The 26310-nt window shown below is 60.9% G+C and carries 27 protein-coding genes; 23 read left to right on the top strand and 4 right to left on the bottom strand.

The window, feature by feature from the left end; all coding sequences use genetic code 11:
* The first annotated feature begins 348 nt into the window (after window positions 1-348).
* From fliD to ACLBKS_RS16150, 3 genes are all read left to right on the top strand, one after another.
* The gene (gene fliD / locus ACLBKS_RS16140) at window positions 349-2199 is read left to right on the top strand and encodes a flagellar filament capping protein FliD (RefSeq protein WP_410193831.1); all 1851 of its coding nucleotides are present in this window, start codon (window positions 349-351) and stop codon (window positions 2197-2199) included.
* A gap of 118 nt (window positions 2200-2317) precedes the next feature.
* Window positions 2318-2800 carry a flagellar export chaperone FliS gene (fliS, locus tag ACLBKS_RS16145; RefSeq protein WP_410193832.1) on the top strand — a complete coding sequence of 161 codons (483 nt, stop codon included), beginning with the start codon at window positions 2318-2320 and terminating at the stop codon, window positions 2798-2800.
* Window positions 2801-2802: 2 nt separating this feature from the next.
* Entirely contained in the window at window positions 2803-3120 is a 318-nt protein-coding gene (locus ACLBKS_RS16150) for a flagellar protein FliT (protein ID WP_410193833.1), read from the top strand.
* 128 nt (window positions 3121-3248) lie between these two features.
* Here the strand turns inward: ACLBKS_RS16150 and fliE are convergent, their stop codons facing one another.
* On the bottom strand, window positions 3249-3563 hold the full coding sequence (gene fliE / locus ACLBKS_RS16155; protein WP_006298952.1) for a flagellar hook-basal body complex protein FliE: 315 nt from the start codon (window positions 3561-3563) through the stop codon (window positions 3249-3251).
* A 312-nt stretch (window positions 3564-3875) separates the two neighbouring features.
* On the opposite strand from fliE, the gene fliF reads away from it, so the two are divergent.
* The 13 genes from fliF to fliR all read left to right on the top strand — a co-directional run bounded on the left by fliF (window position 3876) and on the right by fliR (window position 15573).
* Window positions 3876-5603, top strand: a complete 1728-nt coding sequence (gene fliF, locus ACLBKS_RS16160) for a flagellar basal-body MS-ring/collar protein FliF (RefSeq protein ID WP_410193849.1) — start codon at window positions 3876-3878, stop codon at window positions 5601-5603.
* Between the two features lie 22 nt (window positions 5604-5625).
* The gene (gene fliG, locus ACLBKS_RS16165; RefSeq protein WP_410193834.1) at window positions 5626-6636 is read left to right on the top strand and encodes a flagellar motor switch protein FliG; all 1011 of its coding nucleotides are present in this window, start codon (window positions 5626-5628) and stop codon (window positions 6634-6636) included.
* Between the two features lie 64 nt (window positions 6637-6700).
* Window positions 6701-7486 (top strand): FliH/SctL family protein, encoded by a 786-nt coding sequence (locus tag ACLBKS_RS16170; RefSeq protein WP_410193835.1) that lies wholly within the window; start codon window positions 6701-6703, stop codon window positions 7484-7486.
* A 31-nt stretch (window positions 7487-7517) separates the two neighbouring features.
* Window positions 7518-9068, top strand: coding sequence for a flagellar protein export ATPase FliI (fliI, locus tag ACLBKS_RS16175; protein WP_410193850.1), 1551 nt, complete (start codon window positions 7518-7520; stop codon window positions 9066-9068).
* Window positions 9065-9550: a flagellar export protein FliJ gene (gene fliJ, locus ACLBKS_RS16180; protein ID WP_410193836.1), complete on the top strand. Its 486-nt coding sequence runs from the start codon at window positions 9065-9067 to the stop codon at window positions 9548-9550. The genes fliI and fliJ overlap by 4 nt, the downstream gene beginning before the upstream one ends.
* Window positions 9547-10980: a flagellar hook-length control protein FliK gene (locus ACLBKS_RS16185; RefSeq protein ID WP_410193837.1), complete on the top strand. Its 1434-nt coding sequence runs from the start codon at window positions 9547-9549 to the stop codon at window positions 10978-10980. The genes fliJ and ACLBKS_RS16185 overlap by 4 nt, the downstream gene beginning before the upstream one ends.
* Window positions 10981-11194: 214 nt before the next feature.
* Complete coding sequence (locus ACLBKS_RS16190) at window positions 11195-11737, top strand: flagellar basal body-associated FliL family protein (RefSeq protein ID WP_410193838.1); 543 nt, start codon at window positions 11195-11197, stop codon at window positions 11735-11737.
* 46 nt (window positions 11738-11783) lie between these two features.
* Entirely contained in the window at window positions 11784-12779 is a 996-nt protein-coding gene (fliM, locus tag ACLBKS_RS16195) for a flagellar motor switch protein FliM (protein ID WP_006298960.1), read from the top strand.
* On the top strand, window positions 12779-13207 hold the full coding sequence (gene fliN / locus ACLBKS_RS16200) for a flagellar motor switch protein FliN (RefSeq protein WP_039853697.1): 429 nt from the start codon (window positions 12779-12781) through the stop codon (window positions 13205-13207). Before fliM ends, fliN begins: the two co-directional genes overlap by 1 nt.
* An 80-nt stretch (window positions 13208-13287) precedes the next feature.
* The gene (locus ACLBKS_RS16205; protein ID WP_410193839.1) at window positions 13288-13578 is read left to right on the top strand and encodes a FliO/MopB family protein; all 291 of its coding nucleotides are present in this window, start codon (window positions 13288-13290) and stop codon (window positions 13576-13578) included.
* A 97-nt stretch (window positions 13579-13675) separates the two neighbouring features.
* On the top strand, window positions 13676-14416 hold the full coding sequence (gene fliP / locus ACLBKS_RS16210; RefSeq protein ID WP_410193851.1) for a flagellar type III secretion system pore protein FliP: 741 nt from the start codon (window positions 13676-13678) through the stop codon (window positions 14414-14416).
* Between the two features lie 40 nt (window positions 14417-14456).
* The gene (gene fliQ, locus ACLBKS_RS16215) at window positions 14457-14726 is read left to right on the top strand and encodes a flagellar biosynthesis protein FliQ (RefSeq protein WP_006298964.1); all 270 of its coding nucleotides are present in this window, start codon (window positions 14457-14459) and stop codon (window positions 14724-14726) included.
* 79 nt (window positions 14727-14805) lie between these two features.
* Complete coding sequence (gene fliR / locus ACLBKS_RS16220) at window positions 14806-15573, top strand: flagellar biosynthetic protein FliR (RefSeq protein ID WP_410193840.1); 768 nt, start codon at window positions 14806-14808, stop codon at window positions 15571-15573.
* 306 nt (window positions 15574-15879) lie between these two features.
* Here fliR and ACLBKS_RS16225 read toward each other — a convergent pair whose 3' ends face one another.
* Both ACLBKS_RS16225 and ACLBKS_RS16230 read right to left on the bottom strand, forming a co-directional pair.
* A complete protein-coding gene (locus ACLBKS_RS16225) occupies window positions 15880-16509 on the bottom strand; it encodes a response regulator (RefSeq protein ID WP_410193841.1) in 630 nt (209 codons plus the stop codon).
* Between the two features lie 16 nt (window positions 16510-16525).
* On the bottom strand, window positions 16526-17644 hold the full coding sequence (locus tag ACLBKS_RS16230) for an ATP-binding protein (RefSeq protein ID WP_410193842.1): 1119 nt from the start codon (window positions 17642-17644) through the stop codon (window positions 16526-16528).
* Window positions 17645-17846: 202 nt separating this feature from the next.
* Between ACLBKS_RS16230 and ACLBKS_RS16235 the strand changes: the two genes are divergently transcribed.
* The 7 genes from ACLBKS_RS16235 (at window position 17847) to ACLBKS_RS16265 (ending at window position 24251) form a co-directional block, all read left to right on the top strand.
* Window positions 17847-18299: a hypothetical protein gene (locus ACLBKS_RS16235; RefSeq protein ID WP_410193843.1), complete on the top strand. Its 453-nt coding sequence runs from the start codon at window positions 17847-17849 to the stop codon at window positions 18297-18299.
* Window positions 18300-18343: 44 nt separating this feature from the next.
* Entirely contained in the window at window positions 18344-18706 is a 363-nt protein-coding gene (locus tag ACLBKS_RS16240; protein ID WP_410193844.1) for a response regulator, read from the top strand.
* A gap of 63 nt (window positions 18707-18769) precedes the next feature.
* Entirely contained in the window at window positions 18770-20926 is a 2157-nt protein-coding gene (locus ACLBKS_RS16245) for a chemotaxis protein CheW (protein WP_410193845.1), read from the top strand.
* Between the two features lie 17 nt (window positions 20927-20943).
* Entirely contained in the window at window positions 20944-21432 is a 489-nt protein-coding gene (locus tag ACLBKS_RS16250) for a chemotaxis protein CheW (protein ID WP_410193846.1), read from the top strand.
* Window positions 21433-21557: 125 nt separating this feature from the next.
* A complete protein-coding gene (locus tag ACLBKS_RS16255; protein ID WP_410193852.1) occupies window positions 21558-22379 on the top strand; it encodes a CheR family methyltransferase in 822 nt (273 codons plus the stop codon).
* A 90-nt stretch (window positions 22380-22469) separates the two neighbouring features.
* Complete coding sequence (cheD, locus tag ACLBKS_RS16260; protein WP_410193853.1) at window positions 22470-23120, top strand: chemoreceptor glutamine deamidase CheD; 651 nt, start codon at window positions 22470-22472, stop codon at window positions 23118-23120.
* Between the two features lie 33 nt (window positions 23121-23153).
* On the top strand, window positions 23154-24251 hold the full coding sequence (locus ACLBKS_RS16265; RefSeq protein ID WP_410193847.1) for a chemotaxis response regulator protein-glutamate methylesterase: 1098 nt from the start codon (window positions 23154-23156) through the stop codon (window positions 24249-24251).
* A 43-nt stretch (window positions 24252-24294) separates the two neighbouring features.
* Here the strand turns inward: ACLBKS_RS16265 and ACLBKS_RS16270 are convergent, their stop codons facing one another.
* Window positions 24295-26178 (bottom strand): ABC-F family ATP-binding cassette domain-containing protein, encoded by a 1884-nt coding sequence (locus ACLBKS_RS16270; protein WP_410193848.1) that lies wholly within the window; start codon window positions 26176-26178, stop codon window positions 24295-24297.
* Window positions 26179-26310: the final 132 nt, after the last annotated feature.

The raw sequence follows: 26310 nt of genomic DNA on the forward strand, positions 1-26310 counted from the left end.
TTGCTGCAGTAAAGGTTGGGGAGAGGAGGCTGGGCGGGAAGTGCTTTCCTGTCCCTGCTTTCCAGGGCTGGCACCGGAAACGGCGCCAGCCCTTTTTGTTTTGCATCATGGAATTGGAGCGGATCCAGTGGGGATTGGGCGCATGTGCTCCGACGCGTTCCATTTGTTACGCACTCGCCTGGAGTCGCCTCAAGTTTTTAGGCTTGAGGCCGATAACCGAGACAGGCAGAACAATGGCCTTTTGCGCCCGCTAATCGGCCGTGACAGGCTGTAGGCACGCGAACCATAATCTGCACTAATTTCGGCTTCTGGCGCCACTTCGGCGACCAGGCTGTTCAGGAGTTTTTCATGGCTACGATGTCTTCGGTGGGTATCGGTACGAATGGTCTGGATGTCCAGAGCATCGTTTCGCAGTTGGTTGCCCTGGAAAAGAAGCCGCTGGAGAAGCTCGCGCTCGAGAAAACGCGAACCGAAGCCAGAATCACATTGATGGGGCAGATGACGTCCTTGGCCGACTCCTTGAACACCGCGGTCACCAAACTGGCCAGCGTGACGGGATGGAATGCTGTCGCCGCAAGCTCCTCTAGCGACGCAGTGACGGTGAGTGCCGTAGGGGGGGCTCAGCCTACTAGTCTGTCGGTACAGGTTCAACAGGTGGCGGCAGCGCGATCCACTGCATCGATGGCGTTCGCGGCAAATTCCTTTGTCGGCTCCGGGACACTGAAGGTGACGATAGGGACAGGGCCGACTGCCACATCAACCGACATCGTCGTTTCCGCCACGGATAAGTTGTCCGATGTGGCCAGCAAGATCAATGGCAGTAATGCCGGTGTTACGGCCACCGTCATGACGGATCCGAACACGGGTGAGCAGCGCCTGCTGCTCAATGGCAAGGAGACTGGGCAGAGCAAGGCTTTCTCGTTGTCTGTGGAGGAGGGGGGCGTCCCAGCCGACAATACAGATAACAGTGGGTTGTCTCGCCTTGTTTACACCGACGGCACAAGCAGCACCTTTCATGAGACGACCGCTGCAGCGGACGCCCAGATCACCGTGAACGGCATCGCGCTGACTTCTGCCACCAACACTTTCACCGACGTGGTGGCCGGCGTGACCATCACGGCCACCAAAGTTACATCATCTCCAGCCACGGTGTCGATCAGTCGCAATACCTCGGCGATGAAGACCAACATCGAGGCCTTCGTCAAGGCCTACAACGAGTTGAATGATCTGTTGAATCAAACAACCAAGTACGAAGAAGGTACGCAGACAGCTGGTGCATTCCAAGGAGACAGCACGCTCTTGGCCATGCAGCGTTCCTTGCGCTCGGCATTGGGCAATGTTTTTGGTTCGACCAATGGTGGTTACAACTCGTTCAGCAGCATTGGTGTGAGGGTCGCTGGTAGCGCAGACATGCGTCCAGACGGTCACTTAGAGATTGACGAAACCAAACTGTCCGCGGCTTTGGCGAATCCCGAAGCTATGAAGACTTTGTTTGTCGGCAACCGCGTGAGCGACCCTGGGCAAGCGCAATCCGCTACAACGGCTGCAATTGGCAGCACAAGCATCGCGGTCGGTGACGGCACTTTGTCGATTGAGTTGGGTTCCTGGGGTGGCGATGCGTTCGCAAGTGCCTTTACACCCCGTGGACCTGCAGTGAATATCACCGTGACGGCGACGGACACCATTGATGACATCGTCAACAAGATAAATGCCGATGATGCCGCCGGAGTGATCGCGTCATCAACGGCAAGTGGCGCGCTGATTCTGACCAGTCGTTACACCGGTGCGGAAATGGCGTTCAATATGACTGTCACCGATAACGATGGCAACAACGCTGATGCGAGCGGCCTCTCACGCTTGGCACTCGTTGCGGGCAGCGTTACGCAATCCGCCAAGGACCCGTTGTCCAGTGGCAGCGAAGGGATCGGACAGAGCTTCAAGAATCTAATGACTGCGCTCTTGGGCGGTACAACGGGCAATTTTGGTGCTACGGGCTTCTTCAAGCGCAAGGATGAGAGCTTGCAGACCGAGCTTGACAACAACGCGCTTGCGCAGGCCAAAGTGAATGACAAGGCCAGTCGGGTTGAGACGCAACTGAATCGCAAGTACAGCGCGCTCGATCTGCAGATGACCCAGCTGAACTCTCTCAGCACCTATCTGTCGCAGCAAATTGCCCAGTGGAACAAGTCCAATTCCTGAGATTGAGCGGCTTTATTTGCGCTTGGGGTGTGCCGATATAGAGTTCAGTGGAGCGCAAAATAGCGGCTCCTCGTTGAATTCCGTATCGGCTTGATTTTCAGATAGGACGGGTCACCCCATGTTTTCTCCGGCACGCCCTGGTGCCGCCGATGCCTACAGGCGCATCGGCGTTGAGACCAGCATGCACACCGTGGATCAACACCAGATCGTGAATCTGTTGTTCGAGGGGGTGTTGCGCGAAATCGTCCGGGCCCGTGGTGCCATTCAGCGCGGTGACCTGACGACCAAGATCGACGCCATCTCGCGTGCCCTGCGCATCATTGAGGAAGGCCTGTCGACCAGTCTGGATCGGGTTGACGGCGGTGAGCTGGCGCAGAACCTGTCGACGTTGTACGACTACTGCATGCGTCAGCTGGTGCTGGCGAATGTGCGTGGCGATGAGTCGCTGCTGCAGGAGGTGCAATCGCTGCTGGAGCCGATTGCGCAGAGTTGGAAGGACATCAGAGCGCAAGCCCTTGGGCTAGGCGCCGAGTCTGGCGAAACGTCCCCTCAGGGACAACGCGCTGGCCCCCTCGCGGGAAGCGCAGGAACCGGGAGTTGACCATGTCTCAGATGCTGATTGACTACTACAAGTCCATTGAAGACGGCAGCCGTCGCATGCTGGAAGCGGCCCGCGCCAAGGATCTTGAAGGCGTGATGCGTTACGAGGGCGTTTGCGCCGTGCTCATTGAGCAACTGCGTCAGCGTGCTCGCGAGGAAAACTTGAGCGCGGAAGATCGGCGCGAGAAGACGCAGATCATGCAGCGCATCTTGCGCAACGACGCCGAAATTCGCCAATTGACCGAGCCTTGGCTGGGGCAGTTGGAAGAAGAGATGACCGGCGGTCTTTTCGACAAGACACACCCCAAAGTCCTGCACTGAACTGGGTGCCGCCAGCCGCGCGAGGCATGCGGCGCATCGAAGGACCAATGCGTGGCCCCGCACGGGCCAGCATCCTTGCCATCTGAGCGAGACAGCGACGCCACCTGAAATGGCCTGCTGTCCAAGGTTCAGACGGACATGTTCATGATGTCGGTGTAGGCCTGCACCATGCGGTTGCGCACATGCAGAGTGGCTTGGAAGCCGATCTGGGCTTTTTGCATGGCCACCATCGTCTCTTCCAGGCTGACTTTCGGGTTTTCCATCTGCACTTGGCGTTGCATTTCGCCCGAGTAGTTCTGGGACTTGCTCACGGCGCGCAGGGCGGCCTTGAACTCGTCCGTGAAGCCTTGTGGGCCGTGCGATTCGTCCGGCATCACGGCCTTGCGAGCGGTGTCCGGTTGAGTGCGGTTGAGTGTCAGGTTGGGGTTCAGTCGCAAGTCCATGTCAGTGTTCCTTGGGTTGAACGGTCAATGGGTCCATGAAGTCACGAACTGGGCCGGAAAAGCCGGGATGATGGTGATGTTGTCCTCTTGACAACCCCCGCCAATCGCGTCCGCGTCCGTGAGGAATTGGGGGAGATGCTAGTCCCCGCCCTCTGGGGCTTTGGGGGGAAAAGGAGGGTGTTTCCCTGCCTTTTTCCACTAAAGATTTTGGTCGCTGCCAGATAATTCCATGCCAAAGACGCCCGTAAAGGGCTTACTCTGGCGTTACGACGCATGGAATGAAACATGGCTGAGGCTGCTGTACTTACCCCTATGAACCCGGTCGCGACGTCGCCCATGGCGTTGCCCGCCAATCCGACGCTCTCTCAGCGCTTCGCGGCGCTCGAGCGAGGTCAGAAGATGCGCTTGGCGGTGGGCGTGGTCCTGGTCGTGGCTGTGCTGCTGGGCGCTTTGCTCATGAACAACAAGACCGATTGGCGCGTCTTGTTCAGCGGGCTTAACGACAAGGACGGCGGCGCCATCATCGCGCAATTGACGCAGATGCAGGTGCCCTACCAGTACACCGAGGGTGGCGGTGCCATCCTCGTGCCGGCAGACAAAGTGCATGACACCCGCTTGCGTCTTGCGTCTCAAGGTTTGCCCAAGGGCTCGGTGACCGGTTTTGAATTGATGGAGAACAGTCGCTTTGGCGCGACCCAATTCCAGGAGCGCGTCAACTTCCAGCGTGGGCTGGAAGGCGAGCTGACTCGCTCCATCCAAGCGCTTTCGTCCGTTCAAAGCGCGCGCGTGCATTTGGCACTGCCGCAGCAAAATGGCTTTTTCCGCGAGCAGCAAAAGCCTTCGGCTTCCGTGCTCTTGAGTCTGTATCCGGGCCGCATTCTGGACCGCGCGCAGATCGCGGGCATCGTGCACTTGGTCTCTTCCAGCGTGCCGGAAATGAAACCCGAGGCCGTGAGCATCGTCGATGACACGGGCAAACTGCTGTCCCAGTCGCCTGATGGTGCCGCCGGACAAGACGGTGTCGACACCCAGCAACTGAAGTATGTGCAGCAGATTGAGGCGCAGTACCGTCAGCGCATCCTGGACATCCTGGAGCCCGTCGTTGGCAAGGGCAATGTGCAGGCTCAGGTGACGGCCGACGTGGATTTCTCTCAAAGCGAGCAGACGTCGGAAACCCACACGCCCAACCAGGCACCGGATACTGGCGCGGTGCGCAGCCAGCAGACGCTGGAAAGCACCAACCCCGGCCCGGCAGGTCCCTCCGGCATTCCTGGCGCCGTGAGCAACCAGCCGCCCGGCCCCAACTCTGCGCCCATCAATGGCGCCGCGCAGCCCCTGGCTCCTGGGGTGCCGCAAGCCCAGGCTCTGGCCCAGGGCCGGGGTGGCCAGACAGCCGCGCCGGTCAGCACCCGCAAGGAATCCATCGTCAACTACGAAGTGGACAAGACCGTGCGCGTCGTGCGCGCGGCCCGCGGAGCCATCAAGCGCCTCAGCGCCGCCGTGGTGGTCAACCAACGCACGCAGGCGGATGCCCGTGGCAACGTTGCGCCGGTTCCCCTGACCCAGCAGCAGGTGGACCAGATGACTGCCCTGGTGCGCGAAAGCATTGGTTTCAACGGCGATCGGGGTGATTCCGTCAACCTCATGAATGCGCCCTTCGTGGTCGATGCCAAGGCGGACGAGAGCCTGGCGTTCTGGCAGCAACCCGCAGTCCAAGAATTGGCGCGTGACCTGGCCTGGCCGGTGGGTGCCGTCTTGCTGGCTCTGGTCGTGCTGTTTGGCGTGGTGCGTCCGGTGCTCAAGGCCATGCAGGCGCCGCCCGTGCCTCAACTCGACGCCTTGCTGGATGAGGATCTCGAGTTGGGCGTGGCGGATCCCATCAAGAAGGGACCACGCATCCAGGAACGCCAGCTCGAGGAAGCGCGCAAACTGGCGCGTGAGAACCCGGCCGCGGTGGCGGGCATCGTGAAGAACTGGATCGGAACCAACAAGGACGAGATGGCCTTGTTGCCCCAAAACCCGAACGCCGTGGTCAGCTGATTGACAAGCGGGGGAGCGATATATGGCACAGACGACGATGAGCGAAGGACTGCAGGACGCCGCAGTGCTGCTGATGTCCCTCGGAGAGACCGAGGCGGCCGAGGTGTTCAAGCACCTCGCGCCCAAGGAAGTGCAGAAGTTGGGTGAGGCGATTGCCCGCACCAAATCCATCACCCGCGACCGGGTCGACGAGGTGATTGACCGCTTCACCACCGACGCTGCCGACCAGAGCTTGATCGTCACCGACTCGGGTGATTACGTGCGCTCCGTGTTGAAGCTGGCCTTGGGCGAGGACAAGGCCGCGCTGCTCATCGACCGCATCTTGCAGGGCGGCGACGTTTCTGGCATTGAAAGCCTGAAGTGGATGGACCCGGTCTCCGTGGCCGAACTCGTGCGCAACGAGCACCCCCAGATTCTGGCCGCCATCCTGGTGCACTTGGATTACGACCAGGCCGCTGCCGTGCTCAAGCTGCTGGGAGACCGCCAGCGCAACGAGGTGATGTTGCGCATCGCCACCATGGAAGGCATTCAGCCCACCGCGCTCAAGGACCTCAACGAGGTGCTGTTCAAGGTGCTGTCGGGCGGCGACAAGGTGCGCAAGGCCTCGCTGGGCGGTGTCAAGACCGCCGCCGAAATGATCAACCTGTTGGGCACGACGCTCGAAGGTGCGGTGCTGGAGTCCATCCGCAGTTTCGACGCGGAGTTGGCGCAGAAGATCATGGACAAGATGTTCGTGTTCGACGACATCATCAAACTCGACAACAAGGCCATCCAGATCGTGCTCAAGGAAGTGCCGGCCGACTCGCTCATCGTGGCGCTCAAGGCCGCGCAACCTGCCTTGGTGGAGCGTTTCCTGCTCAACATGTCCTCGCGTGCCTCCGAGGCCATGCGCGAGGATTTGGAGTCGAGCCCGCCCATGCGTCTGTCGGAAGTCGAAGTCCAGCAGAAGGAAATCGTCAAGATCGTGCGCCGCTTGGCCGACGAAGGCGAAATCAGCATCGGCGGCGGTGGCGAGGAAGATGTGATGGTCTGAGCGGGGTCCCGGCGGCGTCCGGGCCCTTGCAATGTATGCCCCAAGAATGTCCTGATTGAACCCCATGCCGCAGACGAATTCCCGCACCGGTTCCCGCTTCATTCCCAGCGAGGAAATCAACCAGCTGACCCGCTGGGATTTCAACGACGTGGACGAGGCGGGCTTGTTGCTGGCCCAGCAAGCACGCGAGCGCGAGGAACAGGCTTTGCTGCTGGAGCAGCAAGCGTATGAAGAGGCCATCCATAACCGGGGCCGCGAGCAGGGCTACTCCGAAGGCTATGCCGCCGGCTTCGAGCAGGGCAAGGCCCAAGCCGAAGCCGAGGCGCAAAAACAACTCAGCGACTACATCGCCCGGCAAGGCCGGGTGGCCGCGCAGCAGTTTGGCGCGCTCATGGTCTCCGCGAGCGATCAGCTGGAAGCGGCGGAGCAGATGTCCGCCCAAGCCGTGCTGGAACTGGCTTGCGAGCTGGCGCGCCAGGTGTTGCGCAAGGAAGTCGCGGGCAATCCAAACGCCTTGCTGCCAGTGATCCGCGAGGCCTTGGGGCAGTTGTTCACGGACGTGCGTGCCGTGCAGGTGCGACTGCACCCGCTCGACCTGGAGGTGCTGCAGGACGTGCTGGTGGAGGAGTATCCGAATCTCAAACTGAGCTTGCAGCCCGACGCAGGCCTGGCCCGCGGCGGTTGCATCGTCGAAGCTGCGGGCACCGTGATCGACGGGCGCATGGAGAAGCGCTGGTTGCGCGCGATCGGACGCATCGGGCAGTCGCTGAGCTGGGACGAAAGCGCCTCGGATGAGGGTGCCGATGAACCCGGCGACAAGGAGACCGGCCATGGCCGACGTCCTACCTGAAGACGCCCCGCACGGCGAAGCCTCGCCAGGCATGGCTGCACCGTCGCGCGCCCAGCCGGGTGCACGGTGGCGCAATTTTCTTGACCAGGCACGCCAGCAAGCCAGCGCTCCCCAGACCACCCTGGAGACGGGCGGCACGCTCACGCGCCTGACGGGCTTGGTGCTGGAAGCCGCGGGCATCCGCGCCAGTGTGGGTTCCCAGTGCCTCATCACCCAGCCCGGACAGAGCCCCGTGCTGGCCGAAGTGGTCGGTTTCGCCGGTGACCGGGCCTATCTGATGCCCGCCGGGGACGTGCAGGGCTTGTCCAGCGGAGCCACCGTCATGCCGACCGCACCCTACGTGCCGCCGCTGCGCCTGGGCGCGGAATGGACGGGGATGGCGCAGGGCGCTTCGGTCCGTCCCGCCTTTTCTCATTCGATGGCTTCCGGCCAATTGCGCCTGCCTCTGGGCGAGGGCTTGCTGGGCCGCGTGGTGGACGCGCAAGGCCAGCCCATGGACCACCGCGGACCCTTGTCCAACGTGGTATCCCGCCCGCTGGACCGCAGCCCGCTCAACGCCATGGACCGTGCCCCAGTGCGCGAACCGCTGGACACCGGCGTGCGCAGCATCAATGCCCTGCTGACGGTGGGCCGCGGCCAGCGCTTGGGCTTGTTCGCGGGCGCCGGCGTCGGCAAGAGCGTGTTGCTGGGCATGATGGCGCGCTACACCGAGGCCGAGATCATCGTCGTGGGACTCGTCGGTGAGCGGGGTCGCGAAGTCAAGGAATTCATCGAGGACATCCTGGGCGAGGAAGGCCGCCGCCGATCCGTGGTCGTGGCGGCCCCCGCGGATGCCCCGCCCTTGCTGCGGATGCAGGCCGCAGGTTATGCGACCGGCGTGGCGGAGTATTTCCGAGACCAGGGCAAGCACGTGTTGCTGCTCATGGACTCGCTCACTCGCTACGCGATGGCCCAACGCGAAATCGCTCTGGCTGTTGGCGAACCGCCCGCCACCAAGGGCTATCCGCCCTCTTGCTTCGCGAAGTTGCCGCAGCTGGTTGAGCGCAGCGGCAATGGCTTGAATGGCGTGGGCTCCATCACAGCGTTCTACACCGTGCTCGCCGAAGGCGATGATCAGCAGGACCCGATCGCCGACGCGGCGCGCGCCATCCTGGACGGCCACATCGTGCTGACCCGTGCCTTGGCGGAAGCCGGGCATTACCCGGCGATCGACATCGCGCAATCCGCCTCGCGCGTAATGCACAACGTCGTGTCCAAGGAGCATTTCGAATTGGCGCGGCAGTTCCGAAGCATCTCATCGCGCTACGAACGAGGCCGTGATCTCATCCAGATCGGGGCTTACGTGCCGGGTGCGGACCCCGGCCTGGACGAGTCCATTCGACTGCACGAGCCCATGATGGCCTTCTTGCAGCAGGACATGTACCAGGGCGTGACGCTCAGCGAAAGCCTGACGGGCATGGCCGCGGTGGTTCAACGCGAACCGAATCCACAGCCCGGCAAGCCGAACCCGGCACAGGCGCAACGCACGATGCAGCCGGGCCTGCCAGCGCAAGCGGGTAGAGGCCAAGGGGTGGCCGCATGACACAGGCCTTGAGCAGTCTGCAGCTGGCCATCGAGATGGCCACGCGCGCGCGTGACGAGGCCGATCAGGCCTTGCAGCACGCCTTGCGGGTTCTGCAGAACGCCCAGGCACAGATGGCGCAGCTGTCGGGCTACGCCGATGAAACCGATCTGCGCTGGGCCACGGCCAATGCGTCCGCGCTGAATGGTGAATTGATGATGCACCACCGCAATTTCATGGGCCGCTTGCGCGAAGCCATCCAGATGCAGGAGGGTGTGTTGCGCAATCTGGAGCGGCAGGTCGAGGTGGCCCGCCAGCGACGGGTGCAGCGTGAAGTCAAGCTGAAATCATTTGAGCAATTGTTGGAAAAAAGACTGCGGGAGCGCGCCGTGCTGGCGGCGCGACGCGAGCAGAAGCAAATGGACGAATTCGCGGGGCAGATGCATGCCCGCCAAGTCGTGGCGCGTCGCATGCGCGAGGAAAGCATAGGAGAAAGCCGATGAGCATGGAACATGGTGTGAGCACGAGCACGGTCAAGACCACCCACGGCGCGCATGGCGCCAGCGGGCACAGTTTTGGCAAGAGTCAAGCCGGAGCGGCGGGCGGTTTCGCTTCGCTGTTGTCAGGCCTCGGCGCGGAAGAGGAGTCCCTCGGCGCCGACGTGTTGGGGCTTGATCCGTCGCGGACGGTGGCGGGCGAGGGCTTCGACCTCGCGACGGACGTGGACACCGCCGCAGCCGTCCCAGGTTTTGGCTTTGATCCCGTGCATGGCGCCGGTGCGCTCGCCCCCACAGGGGACGATCCCGCTCAAACGGCCGCCGCAGCAGCAGCGGCCCTGGCTGCGTTGGGCTTGGAGCCTCTTGCAGGCACGCCCGTGACCAACGATGCCGTGGTCGGAACCACCGATTCGTTGAAGGCCTTGGCGGGTGCGGGCGGCGTGACGCCGGCGCAGCTGGGCACAAACATGCCGGGCGAGGGATACGCCAAGACATCGACAGGCCTGGGTGCTGGCCGCGCGGCTCTTCAGGCGGGTGTGGACACCCAGGGGACCGCACGAGACGCCACGGTGCTGAATTCACGTGACGCGACCACGGCGTTCGCGGGCAGGACTTCCGAAGTCACCACGCTGGCCATGGATGGCCTGGGCTTGCAGCGTCAGGTGGGACAACGCAATGCCACGGTCCGCGCCGATGCCGCGAAGGCCGATCAACTGCGTGGCGCCAAGGGCGAGGACGCAGCGGCGCGCCTCGGATGGCGCAGCGACCTGGTCGCTCAGGCGACGCAGGCGGCGTTGGCCGCGAGCGGACAACAAAGCGGGTCCATGGGAGACACCGAGGGGCGCTTGGGCTCCCCCGCTGGGGAGCGTGTCGAAGAGGGAGCTCGCTCGACGGCCAACGATTTCGCGGCCATGACTGGCTTGTCCAATGGGGTGAGCGGTTCGACGGGCGTGGACTCGAGTAATTCCGTCACCTCAACAGCCGTCTACACGGACCCCTCCATGAGTCCCGAAACCCAGGTGGCGGAGCAAGTCAGCTACTGGGTTGGCCGAGGGGCGCGCAACGCCGAGATTTCCGTTGAGGGGCTGGCCGAGAATCCGATCCACATCACCATCGCCATGCAAGGCCAGGAGACCCACGTGGCGTTCCGAGCCGAGCAGGCGGACACCCGACAAGTGCTGGAGGACGCCGTGCCGCATCTGCGTGAGTTGCTGGAGCGTGAGGGGCTCACGCTGGCGGATGTGTCCGTGGGGCATTCCGATCCCGGTTGGAGTGGTGGTTCTGAAGCCAGCGCGCAGGCGCGAGAACAGGCCGCCCATCGCGCTCGCCTCGGCAATGTGGGCGTGCGTGACGCCGAAGACGCGGGGGCGACGCAGCCTGTCGCGGCGCGTGCGGCGTCCTTGCCTGCGGGGCGGACCCTGGATCTGTTTGTTTGATGAAAGCATGCGCGCCACGGGCCGCGCACGACCTTCAGCGGCGTGGGTCGTGGAGGATGTGGAGCCGCAGCGGGCATGCACTGGGGGTCTGATTGACGTGATTTTTCACCTTTAATCAGTCGATCAACCCCCAACTGGGCGAGAATAATCCATTGAATGAGCGGGTTTGTCCTGAACCCGCCAACCGAAAACCATTGTTGTAGAGGATGCTGCCGTGGCAACTGCGAACAAGCCTGCTGAAACCGCCGCCGCCCCCGCGGAAAAGCCCAAGAGCAAGCGCCTGCTGATGATAGGCGTTGCCTTGGTGCTGCTGGCCGTGGCGCTGGCGGGAGGATGGCTGTATCTGCAAAAGCGCAATGCGGACATCATGCTGGGCGTCGAGGAAGAGCACCAGGAAGAAGAAGAGGAAGTGGTGGTGGAGTCCGCTGCGCCCATCTACCTGCCCTTGGACACCATGGTGGTCAATCTGTCGCCGGATGGCGATCGCGTGGCGCAGATTGGCATCACGCTGGAAGTCTCCGACGCCCAAGCCCTGGAAAAGGTCAAGAGCTATCTACCCGCCTTGCGCAGTGACATCCTGTTGTTGCTCTCCCAGCGCTCGGCCGAGGAGTTGCTGACGAACGAAGGCAAGGAAAAGCTCAAGGCCGACATCCTGGCTTCCGCGGCGGCGCAGATGAAGGCGGCTCGCAAGAAGGGGGAGAAGCGTGGCCCGCAGGCGGTGCGCAAGGTGCATTTCTCCAGCTTCATCGTGCAGTGAGTCGACCGACCGCGCATGAAATGAACCAACGGAACAGGCCCACCCCATGAGTGATTCGTTCCTTTCCCAAGAGGAAGTTGATGCCCTGCTAGAGGGCGTCACTGGTGAGAGCCAACGCTCGACCGACGACGCCGCGAAGATCGGTGAAGTCCGCTTCTACAACATTTCCAGTCAGGAACGCATCGTCCGCGGACGCATGCCGACGATGGAAGTCGTCAACGAGCGCTTCGCCCGCAACTTGCGCATCAGCCTGTTCAACTTCATCCGGCGCAGCCCGGAGATTTCCGTCGGTCCCGTGCAGGTGCAGCGCTACAGCGCTTTCCTGCGCGAGTTGGCGGTGCCCACGAGTTTCAACATCATGGCCGTGCGCCCGCTGCGTGGCAACGGCATGATCGTTTGTGAGCCTTCGCTGATCTTTGGCGTGATCGACACGCTGTATGGCGGCATCGGCAAGTTCCAGTCCCGCATCGAGGGGCGCGATTTCTCGGCCACGGAGCAGCGCATCATCAACCGCTTGGTGGACGTGATCTCGGACGAATACAAGAAAGCGTGGCGAGGCATTTATCCGCTGGAGCTGGAGTACCAGCGCAGTGAAATGCAGCCGCAGTTTGCCAACATCGCCACCCCGAGCGAAATCGTGGTGTCCAGCTCCTTCCAGCTGGAAATTGGCGAGATGTCCGGCACCATCCATTTCTGCATTCCCTATGCGACGCTGGAGCCGATCCGAGACGTGCTGTATTCCTCGACCCAGGGCGACTCGATGGAAGTCGACCGCCGTTGGGTCAACGTGCTAACGCGCGAGATTCAGGCGGCCGATGTGACTCTGGTGGCTGAGTTGGCGCGCGCCAACACCACCGTGGAAGAACTGCTGGCGATGAAGGTTGGTGACTTCATCGAGTTGGAGCGTCAGCCTCGCATTGAGGCGACAATCAGCGGTGTGCCGGTTTTCGAGTGTCAATACGGCACGCACAACGCCAAGTACGCGATCCGCATCGAGAGGAGCCTGCGCGGCAATGACACTAGTTGGATGGGGGAACGCTAATGGCAACGGAAAACACTGAAAACGCAACGGGTACCGAGCAGAAGCCGCAAGACGATCCGATGGCCGACTGGGCCGAGGCCTTGCAGGAGCAGAAGCCAGACGATGGCGCGGTTGAACCGGGTGGCGTGCTGAGCGAGAGCGCGCGCGGTGATGCACCCGCCGCAGACATCAACATGGTGCTGGACATTCCGGTTCAGTTGTCCGTGGAGCTGGGTCGCACCAAAGTGCCGATCAAGCACATTCTGCAATTGGGCCAGGGGTCGGTGGTGGAACTGGACGCGCTGGCCGGAGAGCCCATGGACGTGCTGGTCAACGGCTACCTGATCGCCCAGGGCGAGGTCGTCGTGGTCAATGACAAGTTCGGTATCCGCCTGACCGACGTGGTCACGCCATCCGAGCGCCTGCGTCGCGTCAGCCGGGGGTCTTGAGCGGCCGGGTGAACTGACATTGCCTGGGGTGGCTCGGCGGCGCCGAAACTCCGGCCCGTTGCGATTTACACTCCAGCCTTATGCAAAGCCTCGCTCTGGTTTTTCTTTTCCTGGCCCTGCTGGTTGGTCTGGCATACGCTTTGCGCTGGTACCAGCGCAGCCGCGGCCTTGGCATGGTGCCTGGGTCCGGCGCCAATATCATCTCCACCGTGTCCGTCGGTCCCCAGCAACGGGTCGTGACGGTCGAGGTCGGTCCTGAAGGGGCCCGCACCTGGTTGGTTCTGGGAATCACCGCGCAGAACATCAATTGCCTGCATGTGATGCCCGCAGGCACGCAACCCACGGTGCGTCCGGGTACCCCGGCCCGTTGAACGTGCCGCTTCGATTCGCCCGCTGGCAACCGAGATGCTCATCATGAAGATGCCTGTTCTGTCCTGGCAAGGATTGTTGTCCGGGCGCTTGCCGTCGATGCGTCTGATCGCAGGCTTGTTCTTGCTGGTGTTGGCCTTGCCGGCGCTGGCCCAGGACAGTGGCGGGATGTCCCTTCCGCTGCTGACGGCCAGCAACCGTGGCGGCACCAGCTACTCGGTGCCAATCCAGACGCTGCTGTTTTTCACGGCGCTGTCGTTCCTGCCGGCGGTGCTGCTCATGATGACGGGTTTCACTCGCATCGTGATCGTGCTGTCCTTGCTGCGTCAAGCTTTGGGCACCCAGTCCGCGCCACCCAACCAGGTCATCATCGGTCTGTCGCTGTTCCTGACCTTCTTCGTGATGGGGCCGACCTTCGACCGCGTCTACGCCGAGGCCTACCAGCCCTACACCCGCAATGCGCTGACTTTCGAGCAGGCCGTGGACCGTGCCGAAGTGCCGGTCCGTGAATTCATGGCCAAGCAAACGCGGCAGTCGGATTTGGCCCTCTTTGTCAGGCTGGCCAAACTGGATCCGGCGACCACGGCCGACAACGCACCCATGCGGGTGCTGATTCCTGCCTTTGTCACCAGTGAGTTGAAGACAGCCTTTCAATTTGGCTTCTTGATCTTCATTCCCTTCCTGGTGATCGACATGGTGGTTGCCAGTGTCCTGATGTCCTTGGGCATGATGATGTTGTCGCCCGTGCTTGTGGCCTTGCCGTTCAAGCTGATGTTGTTCGTCCTGGCCGATGGCTGGAACCTTTTGATTGGCTCATTGGCGGCCAGTTTCGCGACGTGAGCGCGAGCTGCCATCGCAACCTTTGAAGGAGTGAGTGGTCATGAACGCGGAAATGGTGCTGACCATCGGACAAGAGGCCTTGTTCATTTTGCTGATGGTGTCCGCGCCCCTGCTGGGCGCTGTTCTGCTCGTGGGCTTGCTGGTCAGCCTCTTCCAAGCCATCACCCAGATTCACGAGGCCACGCTGGCCTTCGTGCCCAAGCTGGTGGTCGCGCTGGCGGTGTTCGCCTGGGCGGGTCCGTGGATGCTCAGCGTGTTGGTGGATTACATCCGCCGCACCATCGAGATGCTGCCCAGCATCGCGCTGTGACAGCCTGTGTGTGTCTTATCGCCCTCCAGGGCCTGATGGTCCAAGCTGATCATCCAAACCTCAAGCCTAAGAGGCTTGCATGTTGACCTTTGACGAAGCCCAGATCATGGCGTGGCTCACGCCGCTGCTCTGGCCCTTCTTGCGAGTGCTGGCTGTTTTCACGTCCGCACCCATATTTTCAACACGGGCCTTCCCCGTGCGTGCGCGCATCCTGCTGGCACTGCTGGTTGCCGTTTGCGCTCAAGCCACGCTACCCCCGATGCCGGTGATCAGTCTTAACAGCCCCGAAGCCCTGGGTGTGACGGTCCAGCAGGTGGCCATCGGTCTGGCCATCGGGTTCGTCGTGCGGCTGGTGTTCGCGGCTTTCGAGTTGGCTGGTGAAGTGATTGGTTTCCAGATGGGCTTGGGCTTCGCTTCGTTTTTCGATCCTGCGTTGAGTGGTCAGAGCAACGCTGTGGCCCGCTTCTTTGGCTACATCGCCGCGCTGCTGTTTGTCGTGCTGAATGGCCATTTGCTGGTGCTGATGGCCGTGACGCACAGCTTCGTGGCTTTTCCTGTGTCGCCGGATTTCCTGAGCAACGTCCGGTCCATGCAGATCCACTTGCTGGGCGGGGAGCTGTTCGCTAGCGCCTTGTGGATCGCCCTGCCCATGATCGGGCTCATGCTATTCGCTAACTTGGCCCTGGGCATCATCTCGCGCGTGGCGCCGCAGATGAACGTTTTCGCTATAGGCTTTCCGCTGACCATTTTCGTGGGCTTGATTGGCTTGACGGCGACTCTGCCCATGTTGGATGGGCCTTTCCAGTCCCTGCTAGAGCGCATGATGGACTTGTTCGGGCGACCCTAGCGGGGGTGACCGCCCAGGTGAGCGCTCTTTGCGCGGAGCTAGGGCCTGTTCACACTCATTTCCCGAGATGCGTTGCGGTTCAAAAAGGCCATGCGCAAGGCGCGTAACGCAGCCGGGGTTGCCCCCCGGCAAGGCTTCGCAACGCCGCGCATGGTCTTTTGGGTCGCAACCCGAAGGGAGCGGGGTGCAAACAGCGTCACTCGTTGTTGCACTCCTAGCCAAGGCGGACAGCCTTAGCGTCGTCGCGCGCCTAGATTGGCGCTGTTTGCGCCCCGTTCGCACTCGGGAAATGAGTGTGAACAGGCCCTAGACCAGCCCGTTGCGAATCGCGTAGACCGTCAGCTCCGCATTGTTGGCCAGCTTGAGTTTTTCCAGAACGCGCGAGCGATAGACGCTCACCGTTTTCGGGCTCAGCATCAGCTCCTCCGCGATGTCAGACAGCCGTTTTCCAGAGGCGATTTTCAGCAAGGTCTGCAGCTCGCGCTCGGACAGGCTGTTGTGCAGCGCCTCGGTACTGGGGGTGGCTAGGTTGTCGACCAGCATTTGAGCCACGTCCGGGGTCACGTACTTGCGTCCCTGGGCGATGGTCCGCACGGCGGTGACCATCTCCGCCGGGTTGCCCGCCTTGTTCAGGTAGCCTTGGGCGCCTGCGCGCAGGCAGCGGATCGCGTATTGGTCTTCCGGGAACATGGAGACCACCAAGACCTTGATTTGCGTGTCTGTCTCACGCAGGGAGCCCAGCACTTCCAAGCCGCTGCGACCAGGGAGGTTGAGGTCCAGCACCAGCACATCGCAAGGGACGGTGCGCAGCAATTCCCGCACTTCCGAATAGCTTGCGGCCTCGCCCACGATCTGGATATCGACCGTCTCGGCGAGCGTGTCGCGTATGCCGCGGCGCACCACGGCATGGTCGTCGCAGAGAATGACACGAATCATTGGCGGTTATCCTCCATCATGCCTCCTCCACGAGTCCGGGATGGCTCTGGGGGGAAAGCGGGACCGAGAGGGTAATCGAAGTTCCGGCTCCGGTGCGGCTGCTGATGTCCAGCCAGCCGCCGACGGTCCGGGCACGCTCTTGCAGCCCCTTGAGGCCGAATGAGCGGGGTTTTTCCCGTTCCTCCGCGGCGATGCCCTGGCCGTTGTCGGCGATTTCCAGCGTCAGAACGCCCTCGCCGTCGGAAAGTTCGATGCGCACTTCGCTGCAACGGGCGTGTTTGGAGATGTTGGTCAGTGCTTCCTGCGCAGTTCGATAAGCAGTGAGTTGAAGGTCTCGACGCATGTCCGGATCGTGCAGGATGGCGCGCAGTGTGGTGCGTATGCCCGTGCGACGCTCAAACTCGCGTGCCAGCCAATCAATGGCGGCATACAGCCCCTGATCCAGAATGGCTGGCCGAAGATTCATCATGATGCGCTGGCTGGCGCCAATGGCGTGCCGTAGCATCTCGGTGGCTGCTTGCACATGGGTCAGCGTTTCTGGGTCGCTATGGTGTCGACTGATCCAGGAAAGGTCGAACTGAATGGCCGCCAGCGATCCCCCGATGTCGTCGTGGATTTCCCGTGCGATGGCCGCACGTTCCTGCTCAATGGAGCTTTGCAAATGCTCCGCGAAGCGGGCAAGGCGTTGTTCGGACGCCGCCAGTTCCTCCACAGCCAGTTCCCGCTCGCGCTGGGCCTGCCGCACTTCGATCGCCCGCTGGATGACATGCGCGAGCTTACCCAAGTCATCCTTCAGCAGATAGTCGCTCATGCCCAGCTGAATTGCGTTAACTGCCGCAGTTTCTCCGATTGCACCCGACAGCAGAATGAAGGGCGGGGGCCAACGCAATGCCGGGATACCCTGCATGGCTTGCCAAGCGTCCAGAGCCGTGAAGCCGGGCAAGCGATAGTCCGCTAGGACGGCGTCGTAATGGCCTCGCGAAAGGGCTTGCACGAACCCATCCAGGCTTTCCACTCGGGTGAGTTCGCACGCCAGGCCTGCCCGGCGCAGCGCCTGGCGCACGATGTCGTGATCCAGCGTCGAGTCTTCCAGATGCAGGAGCTGGATGGCTGTCGGGCGGGCAAGTTGCTGCATGCTGTGAGGCTGGGCGACGTTTGAGCAGCTCGGAACGGGCTGGTTTGGGGCGGGATGGGGGGAACGACGCAAATGTTGAGCAAATCCGTGGTAATTCGGGGGAATCTGCTACGCTTGTGTCTTGCAAAATTCTAAATGCTGGACGGTGAACTGTATGGAGCCGAGAATCACTCAGGCAACTTGACACCCAACTGAAACAATCATGCAAGCCCCCAAATCTTTGCCCGCAGAAAAGCCCACCGTGCAATTGCCGGTGATGCTGATTGCTGAGGTGCAGGATTCCCTGCTGGTGGTTACGCACGATCTGGCACGCTTGGACGGCTTGCTGGCCCATACGATGGAAAATCTCATGGAGCGTTTCACGCGAGCCCTCGATAGTCTAGATGCGCACAAGCTTCCGACGGCCGAAGCTGCCGCGCTGAAGGAGGTGCGTGACGCATTGGGGTCGGCGGTCACGGAGCTTCAGTTCCAGGACATGGCCTCCCAGCTCATCACGCATACTTCCAAGGTGTTACAAGGCTGCGCATACCGTCTGGCTTCCGAAGCCATGGGGCAGGAAGATGGCGAAGCCGTGCCGTTTGTCGAGGATGTGCCGGAACGGCCCAATCCGGTGACACAAGACGAGATGGATGCCGGATCAATCGAATTGTTCTGAGCAATCCACGCAACTCAAAAACAACTTTTTTCCCGGAGCTAAACATGGCCCTTATCCTTGCAGTAGATGACTCTCCCTCGATGCGTAAGATGGTTGCCTTCACCCTGACCGGTGCTGGCCATCAAGTCGTGGAGGCCGGTGATGGGCAGGAAGCCCTTGAGAAGGCGCAGCAGCAGCATGTGGACCTCGTCCTCACTGATCAGAACATGCCCCGTCTTGACGGTTTGGGGTTGATCCGCAAACTGCGTGCTGATCCAAAGTACAAGGACACGCCGATTCTCATGCTGACGACTGAATCCAGCGATCTGATGAAGGAGGCCGGCAAGACTGCTGGCGCAACCGGTTGGCTGGTTAAACCTTTCGACCCGGCGCGCCTGCTGGAAGTCATTCAGAAGGTCATCAAGTAACACGTAGGCGGTTAAGCAGTTCTCGCAGTCCGTCGGACGCGAGTGCAGAACAAGGAGTAGGGTATGGCCGAGGGCTATCAGGAAAGCGGCGGCGGTGATGGACTGGATCTGACCCAGTTCTATCAAATCTTCTTTGAAGAGGCCGGCGAGAACCTCGACCAGATGGAGCAAATGCTGCTCAACCTGAATCTGGAGACGGCCGATGACGAGGCGCTCAACGGCATTTTCCGCTGTGCCCACTCGGTCAAAGGCGGTGCTGCCACTTTCGGCTTCAGTGATGTGGCCGAACTGACGCACCAGATGGAGTCCCTGCTTGACAAACTGCGCCGCCACGAGTTGCAGCCCAACCCCTTGATGGTGGATGTGCTGCTGGAGTCGGCCGACGCCTCCCGCCTTTTGCTGGCGCGGCATCAGACCGGTGACACCAGCGATCCCCCTTCCACTGCGGGGCTGGTTCAGCGCATCAGCGAATTGGCTGCTGGCGGGATACCGGTGATGGCTGAACCCGTGGTCGAAGTGGTTCCTGTGGCGCCACCCGCTCCTGTCGCCGTGACGCCGCCGGCAGCGCCTGCCGCGGCACCGGCCGCAAGTGCTCCTAAGGTTTCCCAATCGCGCCTGCTGGAAGTACGCCTGGGCCCGTTGGAACGCAGCGAGCAGGCAGACGGGGTCAAAGACCTGTTCCGGGATATTGTGGGCTTGGGTCGTATTGCAGAAGTGGCAAGCGACAACCCCGAAATCCGCGTTTTCAAGGTGAGGACGTCATCGGCCAACGAGGAGTTGCTGGATCTCTTCGTGTTCCATGTCTCACGTGAACAGGTGCAGATTCAGCAATTGCCAGAAGAAGAGGGCATCGTGGGCTGGTTGGATCTGGAGGATCCGCCGGCGGATGCCCCGGTGGCACCGGCGCCAGGGTATGGCTTTTTCGAGAACGCTCCTGGCGGTTTCAACTCTGCCCCTTCCCCTGTGCATGTGCCCAAGGCGGCGACTCCGGCCCCCGCTACAACCCGTCCGGCGGGTGGTGGCAATGCTTCGGCCTCGGCGCACGCAGCGCAGCCTGAAGCGGCGACCATTCGCGTGGCGATCAGCAAGGTCGATCAACTGATCAACTTGGTGGGTGAACTCGTCATCACCCAGGCCATGCTGGCGCAGAACAGCCAAGCCCTGGACCCTGCCGTCAATCAGCAACTGTTGGCTGGTTTGGCGGACCTTGATCGCAACACGCGCGATTTGCAGGAATCGGTGATGTCCATTCGGATGATTCCGATGTCCATCGTGTTCAGCCGTTTTCCCCGCATGCTGCGTGATTTGGCAAGCAAATTGGGCAAGAAGGTGGACTTCGTGACTCAAGGCGAGGCCACGGAGTTGGACAAGGGCCTGGTTGAGAAAATCACGGACCCCCTGACACACCTGGTGCGTAACAGCTGTGATCACGGCATCGAGTTGCCCGAGGACCGAGTGAAGGCCGGTAAACCGGAGACGGGCACCATTACCCTCTCTGCCGCACACCAGGGTGGCTCCATCGTCATCGAGGTGCGAGACGATGGCCGGGGTCTGTCCCGCGAGAAAATTCTGCAGAAGGCCCGTGAGCGAGGGCTGGAGGTCTCCGACAGCATGTCGGACCCGGATGTTTGGCAACTGATCTTCGCGCCCGGGTTCTCAACGGCCGAAGTGGTGACCGATGTATCTGGTCGTGGCGTGGGCATGGACGTCGTGAAGAAGAACATTGCCGCGCTCAACGGCACCGTGGAGATCGACTCGGTGTTTGGTCAGGGCATGAAAGTGTCGGTGCGTTTGCCTCTCACCCTGGCCATCATGGATGGCATGTCGGTTGGGGTTGGCGAAGAGGTGTACATCTTGCCCCTGTCGTCGGTCGTCGAGTCCTTCCAAGTCAAGGAAGATGCGGTCAACACCATTGCGCAAGGGTCTCGTCTGGTCAAGGTGCGTGACGAGTACATGCCGGTGATTGAACTCGAGAAAGTCTTTCAGGTGCCGCGCCACGGCTCGGACAAGGCCAGCGACATCATGGTGGTGGTAGAGGCCGAGGGTAGTCGGGTGGCATTGTTGGTGGATGAGTTGCTCGGTCAGCAGCAGGTGGTGGTCAAGAATCTTGAGACCAACTACCGCAAGGTACCCAATGTGTCCGGCGCCACTATCTTGGGTGATGGACAAGTTGCCCTGATTCTTGACACGAGCGCCCTAGTGCGGCGCTCCCGCCATTGATTGCGAGGAGAACAGTGATGAATGAGGTGGTTGGTGAAACCAAGACGGCGGCTTTGGGCGCCCGGGAGTACCTCACGTTTCGCTTGGGCCAAGAGGAGTACGGCATCGATATCCTCAAGGTGCAGGAGATCAGGGGCTATGAAAAGCCGACCCGCATCGCCAACGTACCAGAGTTCATTCGCGGTGTGGTGAACCTGCGCGGCACCATTGTCCCTATCGTCGACATGCGACTGAAGTTCAATTGCGAGAAGGCGGAGTACAACGGGTTCACGGTGGTCATCATTCTCAATCTGTACAACCGGGTAGTGGGCATCGTGGTGGATTCCGTCAGTGATGTGATGGAGCTGACATCCGAGCAGGTACGTCCTGCCCCTGACCTTGACGCATCGTTGGATAGTTCCGCCGTGCTTGGTCTGGGTTCCGTGAACGAGCGCATGCTCATTCTCTTGGACATTGAGAAGCTGATGGCCAGCGTAGACATGGGACTGGTGTCGCTGAGCGCTTGATCCATTTTTCGGTTCATTCATACCAACTCATAAAGCTTTAGCGCATGCTGGCCGCCGACAAAATCGCTCGACCGCCCAAGCCGGGTCCTGGTACAGGATTGGGCGGTGGCGTAAATATCGATGCGATGAGTGGGGATGCGCAGGCGCGCGAGTTCAGCTGGACACAGGAAGATTTCGTCCGCGTTCAGTCGCTGATTTACCAGCGTGCCGGCATCAGTTTGCATGACGGTAAGCACGCCATGGTGTACAGCCGTTTGTCTCGTCGTTTGCGTGAGACCGGTTATCAGAGCTTTCGCGATTACTTGGCTTGGTTGGAGTCGCACGATGGACCGGAGTGGCAGGAGTTTGTTAACGCCCTGACCACCAATTTGACCTCGTTCTTCCGCGAGCAGCACCATTTCGATATCCTCGCCGAGCATCTCAAGGCGCATCCGGGGCGCGCATGGCAGGTTTGGTGCAACGCGGCCTCAACGGGCGAGGAGCCTTACTCCATCGTCATGACCGCGTTGGAAGCCCTGGGGTCTCAGGCCCATTTCAAGCTTCAAGCGAGTGACATCGACTCCAAGGTGCTCGCGACTGCTGCGCGAGGCGTGTATCGGTTGGAAGCGGCCAAAGGCTTGGATACGGCTCGGTTGCAGCGCTTCTTTCTGAGAGGTAAAGGCGCGAATGCAGGGCTGCTGCGCGTCAAGCCTGAACTCCAGCGGATGGTCGAGTTCCTTCAGGTCAACTTAATTCGGGACGATTGGCCCTTCAAGGACGCCTTCGATATTGTGTTCTGTCGCAATGTCATGATCTATTTCGACGCGCAGACCCAGCGCCGTGTGTTGGAGAAGATTCATCGCGTCATGAAGCCGGGGAGCTTGCTTTTTGTTGGCCATTCGGAGAACTTCAACGAATCGCGCGATTTGTTCGTGCTGCGCGGAAAGACTGTCTATGAGCGGCGCTGAACAACGCTTTAGCGAATGTGCGGTTCACGGCGCGATCCCGCGCAACGTGTTGTCGGGAGCATTGCGATGAGCACGTCCACCTTGCGACCAATGACCCAAGGTGGCGCCAAGATCCTTGCTGGTGGCAGGGTCTCGCGCGTGGATGAGTTGCGTGCTCAGGCTCGAAAGCCTGGAGAGGCCTCCTTCTTTTACGTGGATCATCATTTCCAGTACGACGCTGTGAAAGTATTACCGGGTGAGTACTTCGTCACAGGCGAGGATGTGCTGGTGATGACGGTTCTAGGGTCCTGCATTGCAGCGTGCATATGGGACAACAAGGCCCGCTTGGGTGGGATGAACCATTTCATGCTGCCGGAGGGCGAAGATGGCTCTGGTCGCTATGGTTCGTATGCGATGGAGTTGTTGCTCAATGAAATGTTCAAGATGGGCGCGCGCCGAGAAACGATGCAAGCCAAGATTTTTGGTGGCGGAGCCGTCATGGCCGGTTTCACCACCATGAACGTTGGCGAGCGCAATACCCAGTTTGTTTTGGACTATCTGGCGGCTGAGCGTATACCGGTGGTGTCGCAGGACGTGCTGGACGTCCATCCGCGCAAAGTGTGCTTTTTTCCTGTGACCGGAAAGGCGCTCGTCAAGCGTTTGGCCCATGCCCATCCCGAGGCGCTTGTGGTCGAAGAGCGCAAGGGCAACGCACTCAATGTGGCCAAGTCGACGGCGGGTGGCTCGGTCGACCTGTTCTGAAACACACCCGCTGGTGTTGGAAGGGGAGACGGTTTGAAGAAGATACGCGTGGTTGTGGTGGATGATTCGGCGCTGGTTCGCAGCCTGCTGGCCGAAATCATCAATCGGCAACGCGACATGGAATGCGTGGGCGTGGCCAACGACCCGCTGGTGGCACGTGAAATCATCCGTGAGTTGAATCCCGATGTCATTACGTTGGACGTCGAGATGCCGAGGATGGATGGCCTTGATTTCTTAGGGCGGCTGATGCGCCTACGTCCCATGCCGGTCCTCATGATTTCGACGCTGACGGAGCGCGGCGCCGAAGTGACCATGAAGGCTTTGGAACTTGGCGCCATTGATTTCGTCGCCAAGCCGCGCATTGGTTTGGCCGAGGGCATCAAAGAACTCGCCGATCAGATCGTCGAGAAAATTCGCGTCGCTGCGTCCGCGCATGTCAAGCGTGCGATACCTCAACCTGCACCCGCGCGCGCAGCGGGTTCGCAGGAGGCTGCGGGTGTGGTTCATCCTCCTGCAAAACTGCTGGGGCGTGTATCTACGGAAAAACTGATTTGCATCGGATCCTCCACGGGAGGCACTGAGGCCGTCAAGGAGATCCTCATGCGCATGCCGGCAGATGCCCCTGGCATCTTGGTCACCCAACACATGCCCCCGGGCTTCACGACCAGTTTCGCCGCACGCTTGAATGGTCTGTGCCAGATCACGGTCAAGGAGGCGGAGGACAGGGAGCGCCTGCTTCCTGGTCATGCCTATATCGCTCCAGGGGGGCGTCATTTGCGCATTGATCGCAGTGGCGCGAACTACATTGCCATCGTCGAGGATGGTGAACCGGTCAATCGCCATAAGCCGTCGGTCGAAGTGTTGTTCCACTCATGTGCTCAGGTGGTCGGACCTAACGCCTTTGGCATCATGCTGACCGGCATGGGCAACGATGGCGCCAAAGCCATGCGTGAAATGAAGGATGCGGGTAGCTACAACTACGTCCAGAACGAGGCCACCTGCGTGGTGTTCGGCATGCCTCGGGAGGCCATCGCCCACGGCGCCGCGGACGAGGTGCTGCCATTGCTGGAGATTGCGCCGGCCTTGCTAAGCCGCTTGCGCAGTGGAGGCGGGGACCGCTACCGGGTCTGAACCGGTCGGGTGCAGGTCGGGTACTGTCCGCACCTCTCATCGCCTATTCGCGTAGGGACAGAGTCTCCCAGCGCGACATCGCTTGCGTCAACTCTTCGTCGATCTGTGCATCACGTTGATGTAGTTCTGCGGCCCGCCGCGGGTCTGTGCTGTAGATTCGGCCTTCGGACAACTCTGCGCGTATAACAAGCTGCTCTTGTTCCAAGCGCTCGATGATGTCTGGCATGGCCTCCAACTCACGGCGTTCCTTGTAGCTGAGTTTGCTCCCCCGTTGGGCGACTGTCGTGGCGGCCAGGCTGGATTGCTCCTGCACGTTGGGTGATCTGCTGCTTGTTGCCAGGTCAGGTCCCCGCGCTTCCATGGAGCGCTTAGACTGAATGAGCCAGTCTTCCACATTGCCCTGGTACTCCTGCCAACGCCCATCACCTTCATGGGCGATGATGCTGGTAACGACCTGATCTAGAAAGCTGCGGTCATGGCTGACCAAGAACACCGTGCCCTGATAGTCCTGTAGCAATGCTTCCAGCAGTTCCAGGGTATCTATGTCCAGATCGTTGGTGGGTTCGTCAAGCACCAACACGTTGGCTGGTCGCGCAAACAGCCGAGCCAATAGCAAGCGGTTGCGCTCACCCCCCGACAAGGAGCGCACAGGGGTGTTGGTCTGCGAGGGGGTGAACAAAAAGTCACCGAGGTAGCTTTTGACGTGCTGTTTGCGAGTGCCGATTTCCACCCATTCGCTGCCCGGACTGACAAAATCCTCCAAGGTCGAGTTCAGGTCCAGCGCGTCGCGCATTTGGTCAAAGTACGCAACCTGCTGATTGCTACCTTGGCGAATCTGCCCTTGGTCTGGATGGATCTCACCAAGTATGAGTTTGAGTAGAGTGGTCTTGCCTGCGCCATTGGGGCCTATCAGGCCGACTTTGTCGCCGCGCAACAAGGTGGCGCTGAAGTCCCGGATGACCACATGACCGCCATAGGACTTGCTGACGTGACTGAGTTCTGCCACCAGTTTGCCGCTAGGGGTGCCGGCGGCAATGTCCATGCGAACACGACCGATCGCGTCGCGGCGTTCGGCGCGTTGGGCCCTCAGGCGTTCCAGGCGCACGACCCGGCTTTGACTGCGTGTGCGCCTGGCCTCCACTCCTTTGCGTATCCATACTTCTTCCTGAGCCAGTAGCTTGTCCGCCTTGGCCTGAATCACGTCCTCTTGGGCGAGTTGCTCAGACTTCTGTGCTTGATAAGCCGCGTAGTTGCCAGGAAAGGCTCTGAGTTGCCCGCGATCCAACTCTACGATGCGCGTGGTGACAGCGTCCAAAAACGCGCGATCGTGCGAAATCACAATCACGCTGCCTTTGAACTCGCGCAGTAGCTGCTCTAGCCATAGGATGGACTCAAGATCCAAGTGGTTGGTGGGCTCATCCAGCAGAAGCACGTCGGGTTGTGCCACCAAGCCACGGGCAAGCGCCACACGCTTGCGCATACCGCCTGAGAGGGTTGTGATGTTGGTTTCGGCGGGCAAGCTGAGGCGGTGCAAGGTTTCGTCCAGGCGTTGCTGCCAGCTCCAGCCATCACGTGCTTCAATCTGATCTTGGAGTTGAGTTAGATCCCCGTCGCCTTGCGCGTAGCGGTTCGTTAATGCGATCAAGTCGACCAAGCCCTCGCGAACGCCCTCCAGAACGGTGACGCTGTTTTCAGCGAACACGGGCTCTTGTGGCACGTAGGCTAGGCGTAAGCCTTGCCGCAGCTGAAGCTCGCCATCATCCAGCTTCTCCAGTCCAGCCAGAACCTTCAGCAGCGATGACTTGCCTGTTCCATTGCGGCCTATCAGTCCGACGCGCTCATCGGGTTCCAAAGAAAAATTGGCGCGATCCAGCAGGGGCGCATGGCCAAACGCTAGCGCAGCATTGATTAAGGTGATGTCTGACATAAACGAGCTGCAAGGCCGCGAGTTCTCCGATTAAGGTGTCAGATTCTGACGGCTCTCGCCGCCCAGGCATTGAGCGCCAGCATCGTTGCCCTGAATTTTTTGCAGTCCGATTTGCAGGATGCCAAAACCTCG

Source organism: Hylemonella sp. W303a, assembly GCF_046452315.1.
GTDB lineage: Bacteria > Pseudomonadota > Gammaproteobacteria > Burkholderiales > Burkholderiaceae_C > Hylemonella.